This window comes from Sulfitobacter sp. JL08 (assembly GCF_003352045.1).
Lineage (GTDB): Bacteria > Pseudomonadota > Alphaproteobacteria > Rhodobacterales > Rhodobacteraceae > JL08.
The window spans coordinates 3236685-3258508 of sequence record NZ_CP025815.1 but is presented as its reverse complement, the minus strand read 5'-3'; the positions used below and the strand labels follow the sequence as shown (position 1 = coordinate 3258508).

At 57.4% G+C, this 21824-nt stretch carries 19 protein-coding genes; 9 read left to right on the top strand and 10 right to left on the bottom strand.

Annotation, left to right across the window (positions count from 1 at the left end; translation table 11 throughout):
- Nucleotides 1-94: 94 nt before the first annotated feature.
- Nucleotides 95-2365 (bottom strand): NADP-dependent malic enzyme, encoded by a 2271-nt coding sequence (locus C1J05_RS16060; RefSeq protein ID WP_114871131.1) that lies wholly within the window; start codon nucleotides 2363-2365, stop codon nucleotides 95-97.
- Nucleotides 2366-2521: 156 nt separating this feature from the next.
- On the opposite strand from C1J05_RS16060, the gene C1J05_RS16055 reads away from it, so the two are divergent.
- The 6 genes from C1J05_RS16055 to C1J05_RS16030 all read left to right on the top strand — a co-directional run bounded on the left by C1J05_RS16055 (nucleotide 2522) and on the right by C1J05_RS16030 (nucleotide 8217).
- Entirely contained in the window at nucleotides 2522-3610 is a 1089-nt protein-coding gene (locus C1J05_RS16055) for a cupin domain-containing protein (RefSeq protein ID WP_114871130.1), read from the top strand.
- Nucleotide 3611: 1 nt separating this feature from the next.
- The gene (locus C1J05_RS16050; protein WP_114871129.1) at nucleotides 3612-4004 is read left to right on the top strand and encodes a cytidine deaminase; all 393 of its coding nucleotides are present in this window, start codon (nucleotides 3612-3614) and stop codon (nucleotides 4002-4004) included.
- Nucleotides 4005-4008: 4 nt separating this feature from the next.
- Nucleotides 4009-5313 carry a thymidine phosphorylase gene (locus tag C1J05_RS16045; RefSeq protein WP_114871128.1) on the top strand — a complete coding sequence of 435 codons (1305 nt, stop codon included), beginning with the start codon at nucleotides 4009-4011 and terminating at the stop codon, nucleotides 5311-5313.
- Nucleotides 5313-6527 (top strand): phosphopentomutase, encoded by a 1215-nt coding sequence (locus C1J05_RS16040; RefSeq protein WP_114871127.1) that lies wholly within the window; start codon nucleotides 5313-5315, stop codon nucleotides 6525-6527. Before C1J05_RS16045 ends, C1J05_RS16040 begins: the two co-directional genes overlap by 1 nt.
- Nucleotides 6528-6587: 60 nt before the next feature.
- Complete coding sequence (gene upp, locus C1J05_RS16035; protein WP_114872379.1) at nucleotides 6588-7220, top strand: uracil phosphoribosyltransferase; 633 nt, start codon at nucleotides 6588-6590, stop codon at nucleotides 7218-7220.
- A gap of 106 nt (nucleotides 7221-7326) precedes the next feature.
- Nucleotides 7327-8217 carry a hypothetical protein gene (locus tag C1J05_RS16030; RefSeq protein WP_114871126.1) on the top strand — a complete coding sequence of 297 codons (891 nt, stop codon included), beginning with the start codon at nucleotides 7327-7329 and terminating at the stop codon, nucleotides 8215-8217.
- Nucleotides 8218-8255: 38 nt separating this feature from the next.
- Here the strand turns inward: C1J05_RS16030 and C1J05_RS16025 are convergent, their stop codons facing one another.
- Together C1J05_RS16025 and C1J05_RS16020 are read right to left on the bottom strand one after the other, a co-directional pair.
- Nucleotides 8256-9269, bottom strand: a complete 1014-nt coding sequence (locus tag C1J05_RS16025) for a hypothetical protein (RefSeq protein WP_114871125.1) — start codon at nucleotides 9267-9269, stop codon at nucleotides 8256-8258.
- Nucleotides 9270-9386: 117 nt separating this feature from the next.
- Nucleotides 9387-11015, bottom strand: coding sequence for an AMP-binding protein (locus tag C1J05_RS16020; RefSeq protein WP_114871124.1), 1629 nt, complete (start codon nucleotides 11013-11015; stop codon nucleotides 9387-9389).
- A gap of 100 nt (nucleotides 11016-11115) precedes the next feature.
- Here C1J05_RS16020 and C1J05_RS16015 point away from each other — a divergent pair, with 100 nt between their 5' ends.
- From C1J05_RS16015 to C1J05_RS16005, 3 genes are all read left to right on the top strand, one after another.
- Nucleotides 11116-12027: a DMT family transporter gene (locus C1J05_RS16015; protein ID WP_114871123.1), complete on the top strand. Its 912-nt coding sequence runs from the start codon at nucleotides 11116-11118 to the stop codon at nucleotides 12025-12027.
- Between the two features lie 14 nt (nucleotides 12028-12041).
- Nucleotides 12042-12689 carry a sulfotransferase family 2 domain-containing protein gene (locus tag C1J05_RS16010; RefSeq protein WP_114871122.1) on the top strand — a complete coding sequence of 216 codons (648 nt, stop codon included), beginning with the start codon at nucleotides 12042-12044 and terminating at the stop codon, nucleotides 12687-12689.
- 185 nt (nucleotides 12690-12874) lie between these two features.
- Entirely contained in the window at nucleotides 12875-13549 is a 675-nt protein-coding gene (locus tag C1J05_RS16005) for a Hint domain-containing protein (RefSeq protein ID WP_162798113.1), read from the top strand.
- A 166-nt stretch (nucleotides 13550-13715) separates the two neighbouring features.
- Here C1J05_RS16005 and C1J05_RS16000 read toward each other — a convergent pair whose 3' ends face one another.
- From C1J05_RS16000 to C1J05_RS15970, 7 genes are all read right to left on the bottom strand, one after another.
- The gene (locus C1J05_RS16000; RefSeq protein WP_114871120.1) at nucleotides 13716-15917 is read right to left on the bottom strand and encodes a 3-hydroxyacyl-CoA dehydrogenase NAD-binding domain-containing protein; all 2202 of its coding nucleotides are present in this window, start codon (nucleotides 15915-15917) and stop codon (nucleotides 13716-13718) included.
- An 11-nt stretch (nucleotides 15918-15928) separates the two neighbouring features.
- Nucleotides 15929-17140, bottom strand: a complete 1212-nt coding sequence (locus C1J05_RS15995) for an acetyl-CoA C-acetyltransferase (RefSeq protein ID WP_114871119.1) — start codon at nucleotides 17138-17140, stop codon at nucleotides 15929-15931.
- An 11-nt stretch (nucleotides 17141-17151) separates the two neighbouring features.
- Nucleotides 17152-17787, bottom strand: a complete 636-nt coding sequence (locus C1J05_RS15990; RefSeq protein WP_114871118.1) for a glutathione S-transferase family protein — start codon at nucleotides 17785-17787, stop codon at nucleotides 17152-17154.
- A 286-nt stretch (nucleotides 17788-18073) separates the two neighbouring features.
- Entirely contained in the window at nucleotides 18074-19222 is a 1149-nt protein-coding gene (locus C1J05_RS15985) for an acyl-CoA dehydrogenase family protein (protein WP_114871117.1), read from the bottom strand.
- 17 nt (nucleotides 19223-19239) lie between these two features.
- Nucleotides 19240-19452 (bottom strand): hypothetical protein, encoded by a 213-nt coding sequence (locus C1J05_RS15980; RefSeq protein WP_114871116.1) that lies wholly within the window; start codon nucleotides 19450-19452, stop codon nucleotides 19240-19242.
- 24 nt (nucleotides 19453-19476) lie between these two features.
- Nucleotides 19477-21258: an acyl-CoA dehydrogenase C-terminal domain-containing protein gene (locus C1J05_RS15975; RefSeq protein WP_114871115.1), complete on the bottom strand. Its 1782-nt coding sequence runs from the start codon at nucleotides 21256-21258 to the stop codon at nucleotides 19477-19479.
- A 33-nt stretch (nucleotides 21259-21291) separates the two neighbouring features.
- A complete protein-coding gene (locus C1J05_RS15970; RefSeq protein ID WP_114871114.1) occupies nucleotides 21292-21693 on the bottom strand; it encodes a MerR family transcriptional regulator in 402 nt (133 codons plus the stop codon).
- Nucleotides 21694-21824 lie beyond the last annotated feature (131 nt).

Genomic DNA, 21824 nt, shown 5'->3' with positions numbered 1-21824 from the left:
TATATCTTTGTACGACTTTATTACGCAGCCCACCGGGACCGGACAAGTCCCGGGTCATGCGCCATAGAGCCACGGTTGGCGGTAACAGCGGGTCTTAGCCGTAATGCGCGACCGGTGTTCCGGCTATGGCGCTCATGTTCAGAATGCCGCGGGCCGTGATAGAAGGCGTCACGATATGGGCGCGGTTTCCCATTCCCATCAGGATAGGGCCAACCTCCAGCCCGCCGCCCTTCATTTTCAGGATGTTGCGCACACCGCTGGCCGCATCCGCATGTGCAAAGATCAGGCCGTTTGCGGCACCTTGCATGCGATTCCCGGGAAAGACGCGGTCGCGCAGCTCGGGATCAAGGGCCGCGTCGATGTTCATTTCGCCTTCATAGGTGAAATCAAGGTCTTGTCCGTCCAGAATTTCGATCGCGGCCCGCAAGCGGCGTCCGGTGTCACAATCCAGATTGCCGAATTGTGATTGCGCGCACAGGGCAATATTGGGGGTCAGCCCGAACCGCCGGATATGGCGCGCGGCCCCGATCACGGTTTGTGCAATCTGTTCGGGGCTGGGTTCTGAACGCACATGCGTATCGGCGATGAACAGCGGGCCGTCTTCCAGAATCATCAGGCTAAGGGCGCCAACTGTATTCCGCCCGTGCCCCAGAACCTGTTCGATGTAATTCAGATGCCAGCGAAACTCACCGAATGTGCCGCAGATCAGGCTGTCGGCTTCGCCCCGTTCGACCATGACCGCGCCGATGGCAGTGGTATTGGTGCGCATGATCGCGCGGGCCAGATCGGGGGTTACGCCACGCCGCGCCATGATGTGATGGTAGGTTTCCCAGTAATCCCGGTAACGCGGGTCGTTTTCCGGGTTCACGATCTGCGCATCCACGCCCAGTTTCAGCGTCAGACCCGCGCGTTCGCAGCGCCGTTCGATCACATCGGGACGACCGATCAGAATGGGCTGTTCGCGGGTTTCTTCCAACATAGCCTGTGCGGCCCGCAAAACGCGTTCGTCCTCGCCTTCGGCAAACACGATCTTGCGTGTGACCATGCGCGCGGCCTCGAACACCGGACGCATCAGAAGGGCAGATTTGAAAACGGATCCGTCAAGTTGCTGTTTATAGGCGTCCATGTCGGCAATCGGGCGGGTGGCGACGCCGGTTTCCATGGCAGCGCGGGCGACAGCAGAGGATACGATTCCAACAAGACGCGGATCAAACGGTTTGGGGATCAGATAGTCTGCGCCAAAGGTCAGCTGTTCGCCCTTGTAGGCGGCCGCGGCTTCGGCACTGGTGGTGATGCGCGCCAGTTCGGCGATGCCTGCAATGCAGGCCAGTTCCATTTCGTCATTGATCTCGGTCGCACCAACATCCAGCGCGCCGCGGAAAATGAAGGGAAAGCACAATACATTGTTGACCTGATTGGGAAAATCGCTGCGACCGGTTGCAATGATGGCGTCAGGGGCGACTTTGCGGGCTTCGTCGGGCAGAATTTCCGGTGTCGGGTTGGCCAGTGCAAATACAATCGGACGCTTTGTCATTTTGGCGACCATATCAGGCGTCAGCACTTTGGGGCCTGACAGGCCCAAAAACATGTCGGCGCCGTCAATCACCTGATCCAGAGTGCGTAAATCGCTGGATTGCGCAAACGCCGCTTTTTGCGGGTTCATATCTTCGGTGCGCCCTTCGTAAACCAGACCGTGAATGTCGCACAGCCAGACGTTTTCGCGGCGAACACCCAGTTTCAGCAACATGTTCAGGCAGGCGATTCCTGCCGCTCCGCCGCCGGTGGACACGATCTTGATGTCTTCGAACGCTTTGCCGGCAACGCGCAACGCATTGGTTGCAGCGGCCCCGACAACAATTGCTGTCCCGTGCTGGTCATCGTGAAAAACCGGAATGTTCATGCGTTCGCGACACAATTGTTCGACGATAAAACAATCCGGCGCTTTTATGTCTTCCAGATTGATCGCACCGAATGTCGGTTCCAGCGAACACACGATGTCGGCCAGTTTTTCGGGATCGCTTTCGTTCACTTCGATATCGAAACAGTCGATATTGGCGAACTTCTTGAACAGAACGGCCTTGCCCTCCATTACCGGTTTTGACGCCAGAGCCCCTATGTTTCCAAGGCCCAGAACCGCACTGCCGTTCGTGACGACCGCAACCAGATTGCCCTTGCTTGTGTAGCGCGCAGCGTTGGCGGCATCTTCCTTGATCTCAAGGCAGGCCTCGGCCACGCCGGGGGAATAGGCGCGCGACAGATCGCGACCGTTTGCCAAAGGCTTGGTCGCCCGTATCTCAAGCTTACCGGGTTTAGGAAACTCGTGATAGTCAAGTGCAGCCTGACGCGCGGACTGGTTGTCGGACATTTGAAACGTTCCTCCCAAATTTAGTTTAGCGTTAAACTAGTTTTATCACGGGCGCAATCTGCGACATGAGCGGGCATTTTTTTGTCACCCGTTGCCGCCTATTATTGCAAATACGAAAGCAAAGGCACACTCTGCATTTTCAATACCGGAGGACACATGCCCGAGATCAAAGCCGAAATGCGCCTGCCAACCCAGGAACTGCGCAAGGACATCCCGTTTTACACCAAGGTTCTTGGGATGCGGATGGACAGTATCTATCCGGCGGATGATCCGAAGGTGGCCGTGTTTTCGGGCCACGGTCTGCGCATACGGATAGAAAAAGACGCGCAAGAATCCCCCGGCACATTGCGCATTCTTTGCGAGGATCCGGCCAGTTTTGCAGACGGGCAGACCCGGCTGACCGCGCCAAACGGAACGATGATCGAAATTGAACCCCTGAACCCGCCGGTTGTGATGCCGCAAACGGTCCATTCTTTTGTCGTGCGCCGCCTTGCAGATCAGGCGCCCTGGATCATTGGGCGCGCGGGCATGCAATACAGGGATCTTATTCCGGACCGGTTGGGTGGCTCCATCATTGCCAGTCATATCCGGATACCGGATGGCGGGCCGGTGCCGGACATGGTGCATTTTCACAAGGTCGGGTTCCAGCTGATCTTTTGTTATCGCGGATGGGTTGATGTGGTGTACGAGGATCAGGGCCCGCCAATGCGGCTGACTGCGGGCGACTGTTTTATTCAGCCGCCCGAAATCCGTCATCGCGTGCTGCTGGCAAGTGACAATGTGGAAGTTATTGAAATCGGTGTGCCGGCCGAGCATGAAACCGAAATTGATCATGAGATGGAACTGCCGACACAGCATTTGCGGCCGGACCGGGAATGGCAGGGGCAGAAATTCGTGTTCAATCAGGCCGCAGGGGCAGACTGGGCCGCAGCGCGCCTTCCGGGGTTCAAAAGCCGCGACACCACGATTGCGCAAAATACCCGGAATGTGGCGGGGGTAAACGTTCTGCGCAAAGGGCAGGGCGCCGCGAAGTGGACGGCCCATGATACAGACATTCTGTTCACCTTTGTGATGGGAGGAAACATGGTTCTGGAAGGGGAAGGGCGCGACCCCCACGCACTTGAAGCAGGCGATGCCTTTGTGATTCCGCCCGGTATGAAAACCAGATATGCCGATGCTTCGGATGATATCGAATTGTTGGAAGTCGCCCTGCCCGGGGCATTTGAGACCGTGATCGGGGATTAAAATGACACTGAAAGCTTTGGCGACCGCCGTGCGCGCGCATGCCTATGCACCTTATTCCAATTTCAAGGTCGGGGCGGCGATCCGCACGGCATCCGGGCAAACCTATGTCGGGTGTAACGTGGAAAACGTGGCCTACCCGGAAGGAACCTGTGCCGAAGCCGGGGCCATTGCTGCAATGATCGCCGGCGGCGACACGCAGATAACCGAGGTTTATGTGATTGCCGACAGTCCGACACCGGTTCCGCCTTGCGGCGGGTGCCGTCAAAAACTGGTGGAATTCGGCGCAAAGGATGTGCCGGTGACACTGGCAACGACCCAAGGTACCGAACAAAAGACGACGCTCGAGGCGTTGTTGCCCGGTGCGTTCGCCAGCACGCATATGTCCGGGACCTGATGCTGTGGATGCACGTGCTATCATTGCCAAGCTGCGCCGCGGACAGGTGCCTGACACAAAGGAACTTGCGTGGTTTTCTCAAGGTCTGGCTGATGGCGGCGTCAGCGATGCGCAAGCCGGTGCCTTTGCCATGGCGATCTGTCTGAACACACTGGGTAATGACGGACGGGTGGCGCTGACCTTGGGTATGCGCGACAGCGGGCGCATTCTTGACTGGGATCTGGACGGTCCGGTGCTGGATAAACATTCCACAGGCGGGATCGGTGATTGCGTATCATTGCTGTTGGCGCCTGCCGTGGCGGCCTGTGGCGGGTATGTTCCAATGATATCGGGCCGCGGTCTGGGCCATACCGGCGGCACACTGGACAAGCTGGAAGCGATCCCCGGCCTGACGACCACGCCGGATGAACAGCGGTTTCGCGAAATTGTTGCCCAGACGGGGTGTGCCATCGTCGGGGCCAGTGCCGATATCGCACCTGCGGACAAACGGCTTTATGCGGTGCGCGATGTCACGGCGACAGTGGAAAGCCTTGACCTGATCACCGCCTCGATCCTGTCAAAAAAGCTGGCGGCCGGGCTGGATGCGCTGGTTCTGGATGTCAAGACCGGCAGCGGCGCCTTTATGAAATCCAAGGCAGAAGCTGCCGCATTGGCGCAGGCTTTGGTGCAGACGGCCAATGCAGCCGGGTGCAAAACCACCGCGATCCTGACAGATATGAGCCAGCCTCTTGTCCCCAGTGTGGGCAACGCATTGGAAGTTGCGGAAATCATGCGGGTCTTGACCGGGCAGGCAATGGGCCCGATTGCCGAGGTCACATGCGCTCTGGGGGGCGTATTGCTGGCTGATGCGGGGCTTGCACCGGATGCAAAAGCCGGTGCCGATGCAATTGATGCGGCTTTGCGTGACGGGCGCGCGGCAGACCGGTTTGGCAGGATGATCGCGGCGATGGGCGGCCCGGTGCAGTTTGTTGACAACTGGTCGCGTTTTCTGCCCGAGGCAACGGTGATCAGCGAAGTGCGCGCCGGCAGCGACGGTTTTGTCCACAGTATGGATGGCGAAGCATTGGGCCTGAGTGTTGTCGCCCTTGGTGGCGGACGGCAGGTGGAAAGCGACAGTGTAGATCCGGCCGTCGGCCTTTCGGATGTTGTGCCGCTTGGCACGGCGGTGCAGCGTGGACAGACCATTGCGCGCGTCCATGCCGCGCGTGAAGATGCGGCGCGTCTGGCTGTTGATACTGTCAGCAAAGCGATCAGCGTAAGCCCCGAAAAACCCGATGTAGCGGCGCTGATACAGGACAGGATCAGCTGATGGCCCGCGCCTTTCTGATCGTTCTGGATTCTGTCGGCATCGGGGGCGCGCCGGATGCAGATCGTTTTTTTAACGGCGATTTGCCCGATACCGGCGCGAACACTGTCGCACATATTGCGCAGGCCTGTGCTGCGGGTCGGGCGCAAGAAGGCCGCGATGGTACGTTGCACGTTCCCAATCTGGCATCGCTGGGTCTTTGGTCCGCTGTCAAGCTTGCGAGCGGCGAAGATCTGGGCCTAAAGACTACCGACATCGTAGGCCGTTGGGGGGCTGCCACCGAACTGTCCAAAGGCAAGGATACCCCGTCTGGTCATTGGGAACTGGCCGGTTTACCGGTGCCGTGGGACTGGCATTACTTTCCCGACACCGAACCCTGTTTTCCCGATGATCTGGTGGCAAGAGTTTGCGCTGCGGCAGGCACGGATGGCATTCTGGGAAATTGCCATGCCCCCGGTACCGCGATCATTGATCGCGAAGGCGCGGCGCATATGCAATCGGGCTGGCCTATTTGTTATACGTCGGCCGACAGTGTGTTCCAGATTGCAGCGCACGAAGAAACCTTTGGTTTGCAGCGATTGCTGGATTTGTGTGAAGCGCTGGCCCCAGAACTACACGCAATGAAGGTTGGCCGGGTCATTGCGCGCCCCTTTGTCGGGGATGCCGGTGGCGGGTTTACCCGCACGGTGAACCGGCACGATTTTGCGATAGTGCCCCCCGAACCGGTTTTGACCAACTGGGTGCAGGATGCAGGCGGGCATGTATACGGCGTTGGAAAGATCAGTGACATTTTTTCGATGCAGGGCATTGATAGCAGTTTCAAAGGATCCGATGCGACGTTGATGGCGCATATGCACGAATTGCTTGAAACCGCACAGGATCATAGCCTGATATTCTCGAATTTTGTCGAGTTTGACAGCCTTTATGGCCACCGGCGGGATGTGTCCGGCTATGCGCGCGCGCTGGAATGGTTTGATACCGAACTGGGGCACATACTGCGCAAATTACGTTCTGATGACCTTTTGATCATTACCGCGGATCATGGCAACGATCCGACGTGGCCCGGAACAGATCATACCCGCGAACGTGTTCCGGTTCTGGTTGCGGGATGCGGTGCCGGAACAATTGGCCAGATCGGGTTTTGCGATGTGGCCGCAAGTATTGCGCATTATCTTGGCGTGCCGTCACAAGGACCGGGGCGGACTTTTTTGGGCTAAGCAACCTTGCGGGCCTGCGTGTATGGGGCCACAAAGGGCCAACTGCCAAAGGAGCCTGCCATGACCGACCATCTGACCGTTGTTAACCACCCGTTGGTACAACACAAGCTGACGCTGATGCGTGAAAAAGATACATCAACTGCTGTTTTCCGCCAGTTGCTGCGCGAAATCAGCCAGTTGCTGGCATACGAAGTGACACGCAATCTGCCAATGACGACAAAGCATATCGAAACGCCGATGCAAGCGATGGATGCGCCTGTTCTGGACGGAAGGAAACTGGCGCTGATTTCCATTCTGCGGGCTGGCAATGGCCTGCTTGACGGCATGTTGGAACTGATCCCGTCCGCCCGCGTCGGTTTTGTCGGCCTTTATCGGGATGAAAAGACCCTGCAACCGGTTCAGTACTATTTCAAAGTGCCGGATGCGCTGGAAGACCGGTTGGTGATTGCCGTTGATCCGATGCTGGCCACCGGAAATTCATCGGTCGCGGCAATTGATCTGTTGAAAAAGTCAGGGGCCAAAAACATCCGGTTTCTGTGTCTGCTGGCCGCCCCCGAAGGGATCGCCCGCATGAAAGAGGCGCACCCGGATGTACCGATTGTGACCGCATCTGTCGATCACGCCCTGAATGACATCGGCTATATCGTGCCGGGGCTGGGCGATGCGGGCGACAGGATGTTTGGCACCAAGTGACAAAACAGGCGCAAGAATCCGCACCGCATTAAGGATTTTCCAATAGTCTTGCTTTACTCGAAAGCAAGAATCCGGCATCCTTGGTCTATATATTGTGGGGGCAATTATGAAAATTACCAGAATTGTTGCTTTATCTCTGGCGGCCTCGGTTTTTAGTCTGACAGGTGTGCATGCGCAAACCACCGCGAACACCGCCGTTCCGGCAGAATTTCCGCCGGCAAGTTTCACGGGCAAACAATACGTTGACAGCAACGGGTGTATTTTCATCCGCGCCGGCGTCAGCGGGAATGTAACATGGGTTCCGCGGGTCGGGCGCGACCGCAAACAGATTTGCGGGTATCAACCCAGCGCGCAGACCAACAGCGCTGCGGCTGTTCCAACACCGCGTGCCGCGGCACCCGCGCCGGTTGAAATCGTTCCGGATGCTGTCCCGGGTGTGGTTGCCACCGCCCCGGCTGCGCCAGCTGCGGCACCGTCAGCTGTGGTTACCCCTGTGGTGACGGCAAGTACGGCCGCGCCTGTTGCGGCACCCAAGACTGTCAAAGCCAGACCGCTTGTCGTTCCGGCCAGTCCAGGGCGCAACACAACAGGCTATATCAAAGCCATCAACGCAAGCACTGGCGAAACAATATTGTTGCCACCCGACACGCGGGTGGTGCCACGCCATGTTTACGAAAACCGTCGCGACAGCAGAAATCTCAAGGTTCCAAAAGGCTACCGTGCAGGCTGGCGGGATGACCGGCTGAACCCTTACCGGGCGGAACAAACGCTGAGGGGACGTGCCCAGATGAACATGGTCTGGACCAATACCGTGCCGCGGCGTCTGGTTGCGGCAGGTACGGAAAACACGGCTTCGGATGTTCCCGTTGTGTATGAAACCGAAACGCGCCGCATCAATCAGGTGACGATGGCGGTTTCGACACAAAGCAACGCGGTGGTACAAAAAACCGTGCCGGGTTCTGTCAAACGTTCCGGAAAAGCGGATAATCTGCGCTGATCACTGTAATTGCGGCGGACGACTGAAAAACGTGACGGTCAGCCGCCGCAAATGTTCTGCAATCTGATCCAGTCGCTGTCTTTCAGCAAAACCGGTGCAACCTGGCCTGCCATCGGGTCAGCCTCGATCAGGCCAAGTACATTTTCGCCCGTAATATCCATGGCATAGGCGTACGGTGTTGACCGGACACTCGCGGCCGAAAAGCCAGCCAGTGTTTCATCCTCGCTTAGCGTCGGGCGCGGCGCGGTCAACAGATGCTGGGCGTAGGCATCCAGTGTTTCGTTGGTTAGCGTGCCGGTAGTGATCAGGTGGAAGCTGGCCATGACGCCGCTGTCGCGCAGCAGCACTTCCAGTGGATCACGTTTTTTGGCTCGCAGCTGTTCCATGATGATAAATCCTGCAACAACATCGGGTTCTTCGAAATCCTCGATCACGGAACGGTTCAGAACGATGATGTTTCCGGGCAGGACCAGCGCATCACGCACGCCGGAACGAACAACAACCAGATCGCGCGCGCCCACTGCAGTGCCCAACCTGGCAAGGGCGACCTGTCCGGCAGGATCATTGCAGGCGGGGCCGGAAACCCGTTCGATCCGTTTCAAAAGCGACCGCCCGATGGTTGCGCGGTTCACATCGGGAACAACGGAAACGGTGTGGCGCAACATGGCCCCCGGCAGCCAGAACACGACAAGCGCGGCAACGGCAGCAACCGACACCAGAACCGAAGCCAAACGCAACCTGCCCGGATGCGGGCGCGAGCGCTCGATCGCGCGTTGCAACTTGGCGATCGCGTCGATCATTTCCTGCGCGTCCGCCGCCAGTTCAAGCGTTTCGCCCGGATCACCATCCGGAAAATAGACTGCCGGTGTCTCGTCGGGGTTTGCCCGTTCGACCGCGGCAAGCGACCAATGCGCCAGCGCCCTGTCGGCCAAATCAGTGATGACCAGCGTCGCTTCGCCAATCGATACAATAACTTCCTTGCGCTGATCATCCGGGCGCGCGCGCCAAAGCCCGCTGGCCTCAAGCCTGTCATATTGGTTCAGCGCGGTCATGCTTTTTAAGTGGGCCTGCTCTGCCTCGTTTGGTTCAATCTAGCATGGTAACACGGCGGCGGGCAATTCAGACATCACCGGTTTTGACGGATACCAGAACGGGCCGTCAGAACCGCACTAAAGTTCGGCCGCCCGTTTGCGCAATTCGAATTTCTGGATCTTGCCGGTCGACGTTTTTGGCAGTTCCTGAAACACGATCCTTTTCGGGGTCTTGAACCCGGCCAGCGTTTGCCGTGTAAAGGCGATCAGGCCGGCCTCGTCCTCGGCTGATCCGGGCTTCAATTCAACAAAGGCGCAAGGCACTTCGCCCCATTTTTCATCGGGTTTCGCCACCACTGCCGCCAGCGAAACGTCGGGATGATCCATCAGGCACGCTTCGACTTCGACAGAGCTTATGTTTTCGCCGCCTGAAATGATGATGTCCTTGGCGCGGTCTGCGATCTGAATGTATCCATCGGGATGCTGCACAGCGATGTCACCGGAATGGAAATACCCGCCCTTGAAAGCCTCTTGCGTGGCCTCGGGGTTTTTCAGATACCCTTTCATCACGGCATTTCCACGCATAACGATCTGGCCCTGCTGCGTTCCGTCCATCGGAATTTGCGTCATGGTTTCGTCCATCACCGTGATGTGTTCCATCATGGGAAAGGCCACGCCCTGCCGGGCCTTGATTTTGGCCCTTTCCGTTGTGCCAAGACCATCCCAGTGTTGGGCTTTCCACAGGCATTCCGTGACATGGCCATATGTTTCTGTCAGGCCATAAACTTGGGTTACGTTAAAACCCAGTTGCTCGATCTTGCTTAGGGTCGCGGGGGCAGGCGGGGCCCCTGCGGTGAATACCTCAACCGGGTGATCAAAGCTTCTGCGCTCGTCCTCGGATGCGTTTACGATCATGTTCAGAACAATCGGGGCGCCGCCGAAAAAGGCCACTTGTTCGTCTGCTATGGCGTCATAGATCGCGCCCGCATTGATATCGCGACAACATACCAATGTGCCGCCAACAAGCGGCATCATCCAGGTATGGTTCCACCCGTTGCAGTGAAACAGGGGCACGATCGCCATGAAAACAGGATGCAACACCATGCGCCAACTGATCACGGTACCCATCGTCATCAAATATGCGCCGCGATGGTGATACACGACGCCTTTGGGGCGCCCAGTTGTGCCGGATGTGTAATTCAGCGCGAGGCTTTCCCATTCATCCTGCGGCATGATCCATTCAAAATAGGGATCACCGGTGGCAAGAACATCCTCGTATTGCGGGTATCGCCCGCTGGCGGGAAAGCCAGCAGTGTTGTCCGGAACTTCGATGATCTGGGGCTGTGCGCCCTGCATCCGCTCGACTGCGGCTTCGGCCAGGGGCAGGAACTGTGAATCGACCAGAACGATTTTGGCTTCGCCATGTTCGAAAATGTAGGAAACCGTATCGATATCCAGCCGCGTGTTGATGGTGTTCAATACGGCCCCGCAGGCCGGTACACCAAAATGCGCTTCGGCCTGGGCTGGAAGGTTCGGGATCAGCGTTGCAACAACATCGCCGGGTTGAACGCCCATGCCCGCCATTGCGGATGCCAGACGGGTACACCGGTCATAATATTCCGCATAGGTTTTGCGATGGGTGCCATAGATGACGGCAGGGTGATCTTCGAACACATGCGCCGCCCTGCGCAAATGCGATAACGGCGTCAATGCTACATGGTTCGCGGCGCATTTTTCCAGCCCGGTTTCATCTGCCATCCAGCCCATTTTCGTCGACCTCCCCGAAGACGGTTCTTGTTTGTTCTGCGATTAAGAGTATTGCAGGAATAACGGTTTTGGAAAGTGAAATGTCAGACAATTGAGCAGGATGTCCATTCCACATGCGCCCAATCAGGCGCTGCTTGCGGCAGGATTGATGGTAATGGCGATGGTCATTATCGGCTTCATCGACAATTTCATTGTAATAATCGCGGGCGAAATCGGCATCTGGCAGTTTCATGTGGTGCGTTCAACCATGGCTTTGGCGTTGATCGCGCTTATGTCGCATTTCGGTATGGGCACATTGCGCCCGGCGCGGTTTTGGGCTGTTGCCGTGCGCAGTGCCCTGATCGGGCTGGGCATGCTGTTTTACTTTGGTGCGCTGGCCTTCATGCCCTTTGCCCAAGCTGTGGCGGGGCTTTTCACCTCGCCGCTTTTCGTGTTGCTGATCACGGTTGCCGTGCTGCGTCATTCCATTGGGCCATGGCGGATTGTGGCTGTCGGCATCGGGTTTGCAGGCATCTTGCTGGTGCTGAACCCGGATGTCGCCAACCTAAGCTGGCTGACCTTCATGCCTGTGGCTGGCGGTCTGTTCTATGCCATGGGGGCGGTCGCGACGCGCGCATTGTGTGAAGGTGAAAGCACCCTGTGCATGCTGTTCGGGATCATGGCGATACAGGGCGTGTTTGGCATTGTCGCCCTCGTTCTTCTGGGCGTTGTCGATCCGCAGATACCCGATGGTGCGGCGGGGTTTCTGTTGCGCGGGTGGGTTTGGCCGATCTGGAATGTGATGCATCTGCTTGTGTTGCAGGCTGTCGGCTCTGTGATCGGTGTGGCTCTGATCATCCGATCCTATCAATTGGGCGAAGCCAGTCAGGTGGCTGTTCTTGAATATACGGCGCTGGTATTCGGGCCGTTCTTTGCGTGGATCCTGCTTGGTCAGTCGATATCGCTTTGGCAGGCTGGCGGCATCGCCATGATCGCCGGTGCCGGGATCATTATTGCGTTGCGCTCGCGCTGATCTAGAATGCCGGGATGATCATCAGCCGCGGTCGCGCCTATATTTTCGTGCATATTCCGAAAACCGGCGGAACATCCGTTGCTCTGGCGCTTGAGGCGCGGGCGATGAAAGATGATATGATGCTGGGTGATACGCCCAAGGCGAAAAAGCGCAGGCGCCGTCTGAAAGATGCGCAAAGCCGTGGACGGCTCTGGAAACACTCGACCTTGTCAGACATTGACGGTCTGATGTCAGTGCCCGAGATTTCGTCGATGTTCACGTTTACACTTGTGCGCAATCCATGGGACAGGGCGGTCAGCTATTACACCTGGTTGCGGGCGCAAAAGTTCGATCATCCCGCAGTGCACATGGCCCGCAGCATGACATTTGACGCATTTGTGGCAGATGAACGGACTTTGGCGTCTTTTCGGGCCACACCGGCGCGGCACTACATGACCTGCGCAGACGGAGCAGAGCGCTGTACCAGTTTCATCCGGATTGAGGCTTTGGAAGAAGATGCCGCTTCACTGGTTGCCCACCTTGGGTTTCCATTGCACCTGCCCATGCACAACCGGTCTGACCGGAAGGCAGATTACCGCAGTTATTATGACGACAAGACGGCTGACCTGCTGGCACAATCCTGCGCTGAAGACATCGCGCGGTTCGGCTATCGCTTTGAGTAAGGCGGGTTCTGTTTCACGCGACCAGAAAATGCAGAACTTTGCCTAAAATTGCAGGCTCAACGCGAAACAATGCCTCAATTGTGCCATTTTAAAGGCATACAACTAACACGGCACTCGCGCCAATTTGATTGACTGTCACGATTCGCATTGCGCGTGTTGCAGTGCAGAAAGGGATTGGACATGACATGTCGGAATGGAACGCAAAATCAGACACATATGTTCACCGCATGGCAGAAACTGGCGGTGCAATGAACAGCGCTTTGGTTGGTATCACGCATGGTCTGGTCGCGGGAACAAATGTTGCATCGAACCTTGGATGGCGCGCGGTTGATGCGCTGAGTGTCGGCGACATGGTTTTGACATTCGACAATGCAATGCAGCCGATTGTCGAAATCCGCCGCGATCTTACATGGCTGGATGCAAAGGATGTGCCGCCCCAGATGTGGCCCGTCACCGTGCCTGCCGGTGCATTGGGAAACCGATGTGAACTGGCGCTTTTGCCGGATCAGGGCATTCTTGTCGAAAGCGAAGCAGCAGCGGATGCGATGGGCGATCCCTTTGCGGTGGTTCAGGCGCTTTCCCTGAATGGCATACGCGGCATCCACCGTGCACCGCCACAACATCAGATCGAAATTGTCACCCTGTTTTTTGCCACTGATGAAGTGGTCTATGTCGAAGGCGGTACGCTGGCGTATTGCCCGCACCTTGGGTGTCTGGTCACCGAGCAGGTGAACTCCACAAGCGCCTTGTATGATGTCCTGTCACTTCACGACGCAGCATTCCTTGTTGAATGCATGTCGGTAGAAGACAACATGAGCGGGGATGGCGATTGGGAGGCATTGGCTGCTTATGTCGCGTAGACATGAAAACGCGGTTGGATGTCCCAGCGTTTAAACTGAATTTTCCTCTGTACTCGGGTCACAAACGATAACCGGATTGACGCCCGATCCCGAAAACCAGAACGGGCGCGCCGGTATCAGAGGAGAACAAGAGGGGCTGTGGGGACAGCCCCTCTTGCATTTTTGACTAGGCCGCTTTGGCGGTCGTTCCAAAGCGGTCATAAAAGCTTTGGTTCTTGTCTGCCATTTCGCGCAGAAGCGCGGGGCAGGCAAAGCGATCACCAAACGCTTCTGTCAGTTGATCACAGCGTTCCGCCGCATAGGGCGCGCCGATCATGTCCAGCCAGCTGAACGGCCCGCCCGACCAAGGCGCAAAGCCCCAGCCCAGAATCGCGCCAACATCACCTTCACGGATATCTTCCAACACGCCTTCTTCCAGTGCACGCACCGCTTCCAGCACTTGGGCGAACAACAGGCGGTGTTGCACCGTGATCAGATCGGGTTGTTCTTCGGCCGTCGGATATTTTGCCGCGATCCCGTCCCAAAGACCCTGGCGTTTGCCCTTTTCGTCGTAGCTGTAGAAGCCGGCGTTTGATTTGCGACCCAGACGGCCTTCGGCTTCCATCCAGAACACAACCTCGTCCACGGCCCCATCGGGATAGGTATCGCCCATCGCCGCCTTTGTTGCGCGGGCGATTTTTGCCCCCAGATCAATCGAGGTTTCATCGACCAGTTGCAGCGGCCCCAAGGGCATGCCCACCAGACGGGCAGCATTTTCCACCAGCGCGGGCGTGACGCCTTCCGCGATCATCCGCATGCCTTCGTTGATATAGGGAATGATACAGCGGTTGGCATAAAAGAACCGCGCATCGTTCACTACAATCGGCGTTTTGCGGATCTGGCGCACATAATCCAGCGCCTTGGCCACGGCCACATCTCCGGTTTCCTTGCCCTTGATGATTTCAACCAGCAGCATTTTTTCAACCGGGCTGAAGAAATGGATGCCGATAAACTGGTCCGGTCGCTTCGAGGCTTTGGCCAGCGAAGTGATCGGCAATGTCGAGGTGTTGGAGGCAAAAATGCAATCCTCGCTGATGACCTCTTCTACCCTGGCCGTCACGTCGGCCTTGATCTTGGGGTCTTCGAACACCGCTTCGATGATCAGATCGCAGCCCTTCAGGGCGGCGTAATCTGTTGTCGCCGTGATCCGGCCCAACAATTCGGCCTTTTTCTCTTCGGTCGCCTTTTTGCGGGCGATGCCCTTGTCCATATAGCTGGCCGTGTAGGCCTTGCCCTTGTCGGCGGCCTCTTGCTTCTGGTCGATCAGTACAACTTCGATACCGGCCTGCGCCGAAACCAGCGTGATACCGGCCCCCATCATGCCCGCGCCCAGAACGCCCACTTTGCGCACCTTCTGGTCCGCAACATCCTTGGGCCGCACCGCGCCTTTTTCCAGCGCCTCCTTGTTGATAAACAAGGACCGGATCATCGCGGCTGATGAGGGGTTCATCAGCACATTTGTGAACCAGCGCGCTTCAACTTTGAGCGCGGTATCAAACGGAACCAGCGCGCCTTCGTAAACCGCGCTCAACAATGCTTTGGCGGCGGGATAAACGCCCTGGGTCTTGCCGTTGACCATTGCGGAAGCGCCGACAAAGGTCATGAAACCTGCGGGGTGATAGGGTGCGCCACCGGGCATCTTGTAGCCTTTCGCGTCCCACACTTTGACAATGTCGGCGTCTTTCGCAATCAAAACCCATTCTTTCGCGGCGGCCACAGGGTCTGCAACAACCTCGTCGATGATACCTGCACGCTTGGCGGCCTGCGGATCGCTCAACTTGCCTTCAAGCAGGAAGGGCGAGGCGGCCATCGCCCCCATCTTGCGCACCAGACGTGTTGTACCGCCCGCGCCGGGAAAAATGCCGACCATGATTTCGGGCAGTCCGATTTTGGCTTTTGGATTGTCAGCGCAGAAAATCCGGTGCGTCGACAGGGGCAGCTCCAACCCGATACCAAGTGCTGTGCCGGGCAGGGCGGTGGCAATCGGCTTGCCGCCTTTCTGGGTCTTGGGGTCCATCCCGGCCAGTTCGATCTTGCGCAGCACGCCGTGCATTTGCATGACACCCTCGAACACACCGCGCGCCGGATCGTCGCCGGCGTCTTCCTTCATCTTGGCAATGACGTTCAGATCCATGCCACCGGCAAAGGTTCCGTCCTTGCCCGATGTCAGAACGATGCCTTTCACGGCCTCATCCGCCAGCGCCTGATCGATCAGATCGCTGAGATCGTTAAACGCCTGCTGGCTCATCACGTTCATGGATTTGCCAACGGTATCCCAAGTGATCAGGGCCACGCCGTCGGCGTCGGTTTTCATGGTAAAATCGCTCATATCCCTGCTCCTTACACGCGTTCGATAATGGTTGCCGCACCCATGCCGGATGCGATGCACAACGTGGCCAGCCCGACTTCTTTGTCGGCGCGTTCCAGTTCGTCCAGCAAGGTGCCGATGATCATCGCGCCGGTGGCCCCCAGCGGGTGGCCCATGGCGATGGAACCGCCATTGACGTTCACCTTGTCACTGTCGACATCAAAGGCCTGCATGAAGCGCAGAACAACGGCGGCAAAGGCCTCGTTGACCTCAAACAGGTCGATGTCTTTGATATCCATGCCGTTATCCGCCAGAATTTTCTGCGTTACAGGTACCGGGCCGGTCAGCATGATCGTCGGATCTGTGCCAATCTTGGAAGTTGCACGAATGCGCGCGCGTGGTTTGATCCCGTGGCGCTCGCCGAATTCCTTGTTGCCGATCAAAACGGCCGCGGCCCCGTCGACGATGCCGGATGAATTGCCCGCATGGTGAATGTGATTGATCCGCTCCAGATGCGGATATTTCATCAACGCCACCTTATCAAAGCCGGGCATCACCTCGCCCATGGCCTGAAACGCGGGGTTCAGCGCGCCCAGAGTTTGCATGTCTGTCTGCGGGCGCATGTATTCATCGTGATCCAGAATGGCCAACCCGTTCTGGTCACGCACGGTGATCACCGATTTGGCGAACCGGTTGTCATCCCATGCAGCTTTGGCGCGGCGCTGGGATTCCATTGCCAGCTGGTCGGCGTCATCGCGGGTAAACCCGTATTCGGTTGCAATGATATCCGCACTGATCCCTTGCGGCACAAAATACTGTTCCATGGCCAGTGTCGGATCGACCGCAATGGCAGCGCCGTCGCTGCCCATCGCAACGCGACCCATCATTTCGACGCCACCCGCGATATAGGCCGATCCGGCCCCGCCACGCACCTGATTGGCGGCCAGATTGACCGCTTCCATGCCCGAGGCGCAAAACCGGTTAATTGCGAGGCCGGGAATGGATTCATCCAGATCCGACGCCAGAACAGCCGATCGTGCCAGACAACCACCCTGTTCCATCACTTGCGTGACGTTTCCCCAGATCACATCCTCGACGGCGTGGCCGTCCAGATTGTTACGCTCTTTCAGCGCGTTCAGTGTCACGGCGGACAGGCGCAGAGACGTCACTTCGTGCAGGGCACCATCCTTGCGGCCCTTGCCACGGGGGGTGCGCAATGCGTCGTAAATATAGGCTTCGGTCATGTTTAACTCCTTCAGGCGCGGTCGGCGGGAGAGCCGGGCATAAGATCATAGGGGTGTTTCCACCCTTCGGTTTGCGAAATACGGGTCAGCCAGGCGTCGATATGGGGCCAGTCGGCCCGATCAAAGCCGAACGGCTCGGGGTAGAAAAGATAGCCGCAGCAGGCGATATCCGCGATGGTCAAACGGTCGCCCACCAGCCAGTCCTTGTCGGCCAGTTCATCATTCAGAACGGTATAGGCCGCCTTCAGGCGACCCTGCAAAAAGGCGATAACCTCTTTGGGACGTTTGTCTTCGGGCAGAAAATTCATCAGAAACCGTGTGGTTCCGGCGTTCGAGCTCAGCTTGTGATTGTCCCACAGGATCCAGCGCATGATCTCGCGACGTTCGTTCGCGCTGTGGCCGCCCATCTTGCCACCCTTGGTGCTGATATAGTCCTGAATGGCCCCGGATTGCGACAGGGTCAGATCGCGATCGATCATGACCGGCACTTCGCCCATGGAATTGATCTTGCGGAATGCTTCGCTGCGGGCTTCGCCGTTGAAGAAATCCACGAAAACCGGCTCCCATTCCAGACCTGACAGTTCCAGCGTCAACGCGGCCTTGTAGGAATTCCCACTTTCGCCGAAGCAATAGAGTTTGATGGTCATGGTCGCCTACTTTCTGTTGTGGCCCTTTGGGCGGTCGTTGTGCAGTCAAGTATTTTTGAAAAGATGAAGAGCTTGGGTGGCGTTTCTTAACCTCGGTTTAACCTTGATCGTGTGTGCTCGCAGATGCGGTACAGGCGGAAGCGCCGATGGCCGTAAAAGGTGAAGGCACCCTTGTCCTGATGATCATGACCCCGTGGCAAGGGTGTTTTTCCTTTCATCTTTTCATAAATACTTCCGCCGGAGGCATCCTGTAATCTCGGTTTGCGGAACGGTGCGATATGACGTGTCAAAGCGTACGTGAAATCAGTTCCTTCATGATCTCGTTCGTTCCGCCGTAGATGCGTTGCACGCGGGCATCTGTCCACATTTCGGCAATCGCGTATTCCTGCATGTAGCCATAGCCACCGTGCAATTGAAGGCATTCATCCAGAACTTCTCCCTGTGTGTCGGTCAGCCAGTATTTTGCCATGGCGGCCTTTTCCGCCGTCAGGTCGCCGCGCAGGTGTTCGCTGATGCATTCATCCAGAAAGGCCCGTGCAACCATAGTTTTGGTTTTGCACTCCACCAGCTTGAAACGGGTGTTCTGGAACTGGATGATCGGCCCGCCAAAGGCTTCGCGTTCCTTGCAATATGCAATTGTGCGCTCTACCGCGCCTTCCATCGCGCCCATCGCCCCGCAGGCAATGATCAGGCGCTCCTGCGGAAGCTGGTTCATCATCTGGTAGAACCCCTGATTTTCCTGCATGCCAAGAATGTTTTCCGGCGCGATTTCGACATTGTCGAAAAACAGCTCGGATGTATCGGCGGCGTGCAGGCCGATCTTTTCCAGATTGCGTCCGCGGGCAAAGCCGTCGGCATCGTCCGTTTCCACAACCACCAGCGACGTGCCCTTGGCGCCTTGTGTCGTGTCGGTTTTGGCCGCAACGATGATCAGGTTCGCGTGCTGTCCGTTGGTGATAAAAGTCTTCTGGCCGGTCAGCTTGTAATTGTTGCCATCCCGTACCGCGCGGGTTTTGATCCCCTGTACGTCCGACCCGCCGGTGGGTTCCGTCATCGCCAGCGCGCCGACGATTTCGCCGCTGATCATTTTGGGCAGCCAGCGCTGTTTCTGGTCTTCGGTGCCGTAGGCCAGAATATAGTGGGCGACGATGCCGGAATGGATCGCGTGCCCCCACGACGCGAGGTTGGCGCGGCTGCTTTCGATCAGAATGGCTGCTTCGTGGCCAAAGTCACCGCCCGGGCCACCGTATTCCTCGGGGAGCGAAGGGCAGAGCAGCCCCAGTTCACCCGCTTCGGCCCAGGTCGAGCGGTCCATCTCGCCCTGTTTGCGCCATTTGTCGAACCGCGGGGCCCATTCGGTATTGATGAATTGCGCGGTCATGTCCGCGATCATCCGGTGCTCTTCGGTCATCCAGCTGGAACTGTGTTGGGTCATGTCGGGCTTTCGTTCGATTAACGTTTGCGATCATCAAGTTCGGCGTTGAACAGGCGCATCCGGGCGATCAGGTTTTCCGAATTTGTCACGCTGTCAAAGTTTTCGAACAGGAAAGACAATGCCTCGCCTTCGTCCAGACCGGCCTCGGTTGCGAACCGTTTCAGGCGGCGGTAGCCGTCTTCAGTCATGGCCACGGGAAACCGTCGGGTCAGTCGAAAACGTTTGGGCATTGTCGTCCTTTCGGGTTGCTGGCGTTAAAACTGGTCGGCCTCAAGCGCCATGACCGTGTCCGCGCCGCTTTGGATACGGGCAAGATGCATGGACGTCGCGGGCAGTTGTCGTGCCATATAGTAGCGCCCGGTTGCCAGTTTTGTCTCGTAAAACGCGGCGTCAGACGTGCCAGTGGCAAGTGCATCCCGGGCAGCCTTGCCCATGCGGGCCCACATCAGGCCAAGACAGACATGCCCGAACATGTGCATGAAGTCATATGATCCGGCCAACGCGTTATTGGGGTTCTTCATGCCGTTTTGCATAAAGTACATACCAGCGGCCTGCAGATCCTTGGACGCAGCCTTGAGCGGGTCGAGAAACGTGGCGTCGTATTCGGCGTTTTGGCCGGCGTTGTCCTTGATGAAGGATTTCACCAGATCAAAGAACGCCATGACATGTTTGCCGCCATCCTGCGCCAGTTTGCGACCGACCAGATCAAGCGCCTGAACGCCGTTGGCCCCTTCATAGATCATCGCGATACGCGCATCGCGGGCGAACTGGGACATGCCCCATTCTTCGATATATCCGTGACCGCCATAGACCTGCTGGGCCAGAACCGTCATGTCAAAACCCTGATCGGTCAGAAAGCCCTTGATGACAGGGGTCAGCAACGACACAAGGCCGTCGGCTTCCTTGTCCTGACCACGATGCGCGGCATCGATCAATGTGGCGCCCCACAGGATAAAGGCGCGCGCACCTTCGGCAAAGCTTTTCTGATCCATCAGGCTGCGCCGGATATCGGGATGTACGATCAGCGGGTCGGCGGGGCCATCGGGGTTTTCATCGCCGGTGACGGCGCGCCCCTGCAGGCGGTCCTTGGCGTAGATCAGGGCGTTCTGATAGGCGGCCTCGGCCTGGCTCAGACCTTGCATGCCAACACCGATGCGCGCTTCGTTCATCATGGTGAACATTGCGCGCATGCCTTTGTGTTCTTCGCCCAGAAGATAGCCGGTCGCGCCGTCATAGTTCATCACGCAGGTGGAATTGCCGTGAATGCCCATTTTTTCTTCAATGCTGCCCACGGCGACGCCGTTGCGCGCGCCAAGTGAACCATCTTCGTTCACCATGAATTTCGGCACGATGAACAGCGACACGCCTTTGATGCCTTCCGGTCCGCCTTCGATTTTGGCCAGAACCAGATGGATGATGTTGTCCGCCATGTCATGTTCACCGGACGAAATGAAAATCTTTTGCCCGGTGATCTTGTAGCTGCCATCGTCTTGCGGTGCTGCCTTGGTACGCATCAGGCCCAGATCGGTGCCGCAATGCGGTTCGGTCAGGTTCATTGTGCCTGTCCAGTCGCAGGCAACCATTTTGGGCAGGTACATATCCTTTTGCGCATCGGTTCCGTGCACCAGAATGGCCGATGCCGCGCCATGCGTCAGGCCCTGATACATGGTGAAGGCCATGTTTGCGCTGGAAAACATCTCGCCCACGGCGGAACCAAGCACATAAGGCATGTTCTGCCCGCCATATTCTTCTGGCATGTCCAGGCCGGGCCAGCCACCGGCCTTGACCTGTTCAAAGGCGTCCTTGAAGCCGGTCGGTGTGCGGACAACACCGTTCTCCAGTGTGCAGCCTTCTGCATCGCCGACCACGTTCAAGGGGGCCAGAACCTCGGTTGTCAGCTTGCCTGCTTCTTCCAGAACAGCGGCGGTAAAATCCGGTTCCAGTTCGTCATATCCGGGAATATCGGAGTGCGAGACATTCAGAACGTCGTGCAGAACGAATTGCATGTCTTTCGTCGGAGCAGTGTAGCTGGGCATGGTGGTTTTCCCTTGAACGTTGTGGTTGTGGCCTTATTCGGCGGCTTTTTGTCGTGTCGTCATCGAGGCGATCATGTCTTCGCCCCATTTCAATTGGTCTTTCAGATCGTCGATGGCTTCTGTCAGTTCATCGCGCTGGGATTCCATGTCTGCCAACCGAGCACGGGCAATTTCGTAGGTGCGCACCAGCTGCGTGTGCTGCTGATCGCCGGCGTGGTAAAGATCCAGAAGCTGGCGAATTTCTTCCAGGCTGAACCCAAAGCGTTTTCCGCGCAGGATCAGTTTCAATCTGGCCCGGTCCCGTTTGGTAAACAGGCGTTTTTGCCCTTCCCGGATCGGAAACAGCAATTCCTTCGCTTCGTAAAATCGCAATGTGCGCGGTGTCACTTCGTAGGCGTCGCACATTTCGCGAATTGTAAGGGTTTCGGTTGTCATCGTCTTTCTCTCATGGTTGTGGAACTCTCGGTGTCTTGGACCTGAGATGGAAACCACCTGATCCTGTTACAACACCGGTTGACGTTGACGTAAGCTGAACGTCACGTCACTTTTCAGGGTGACGTAGCATA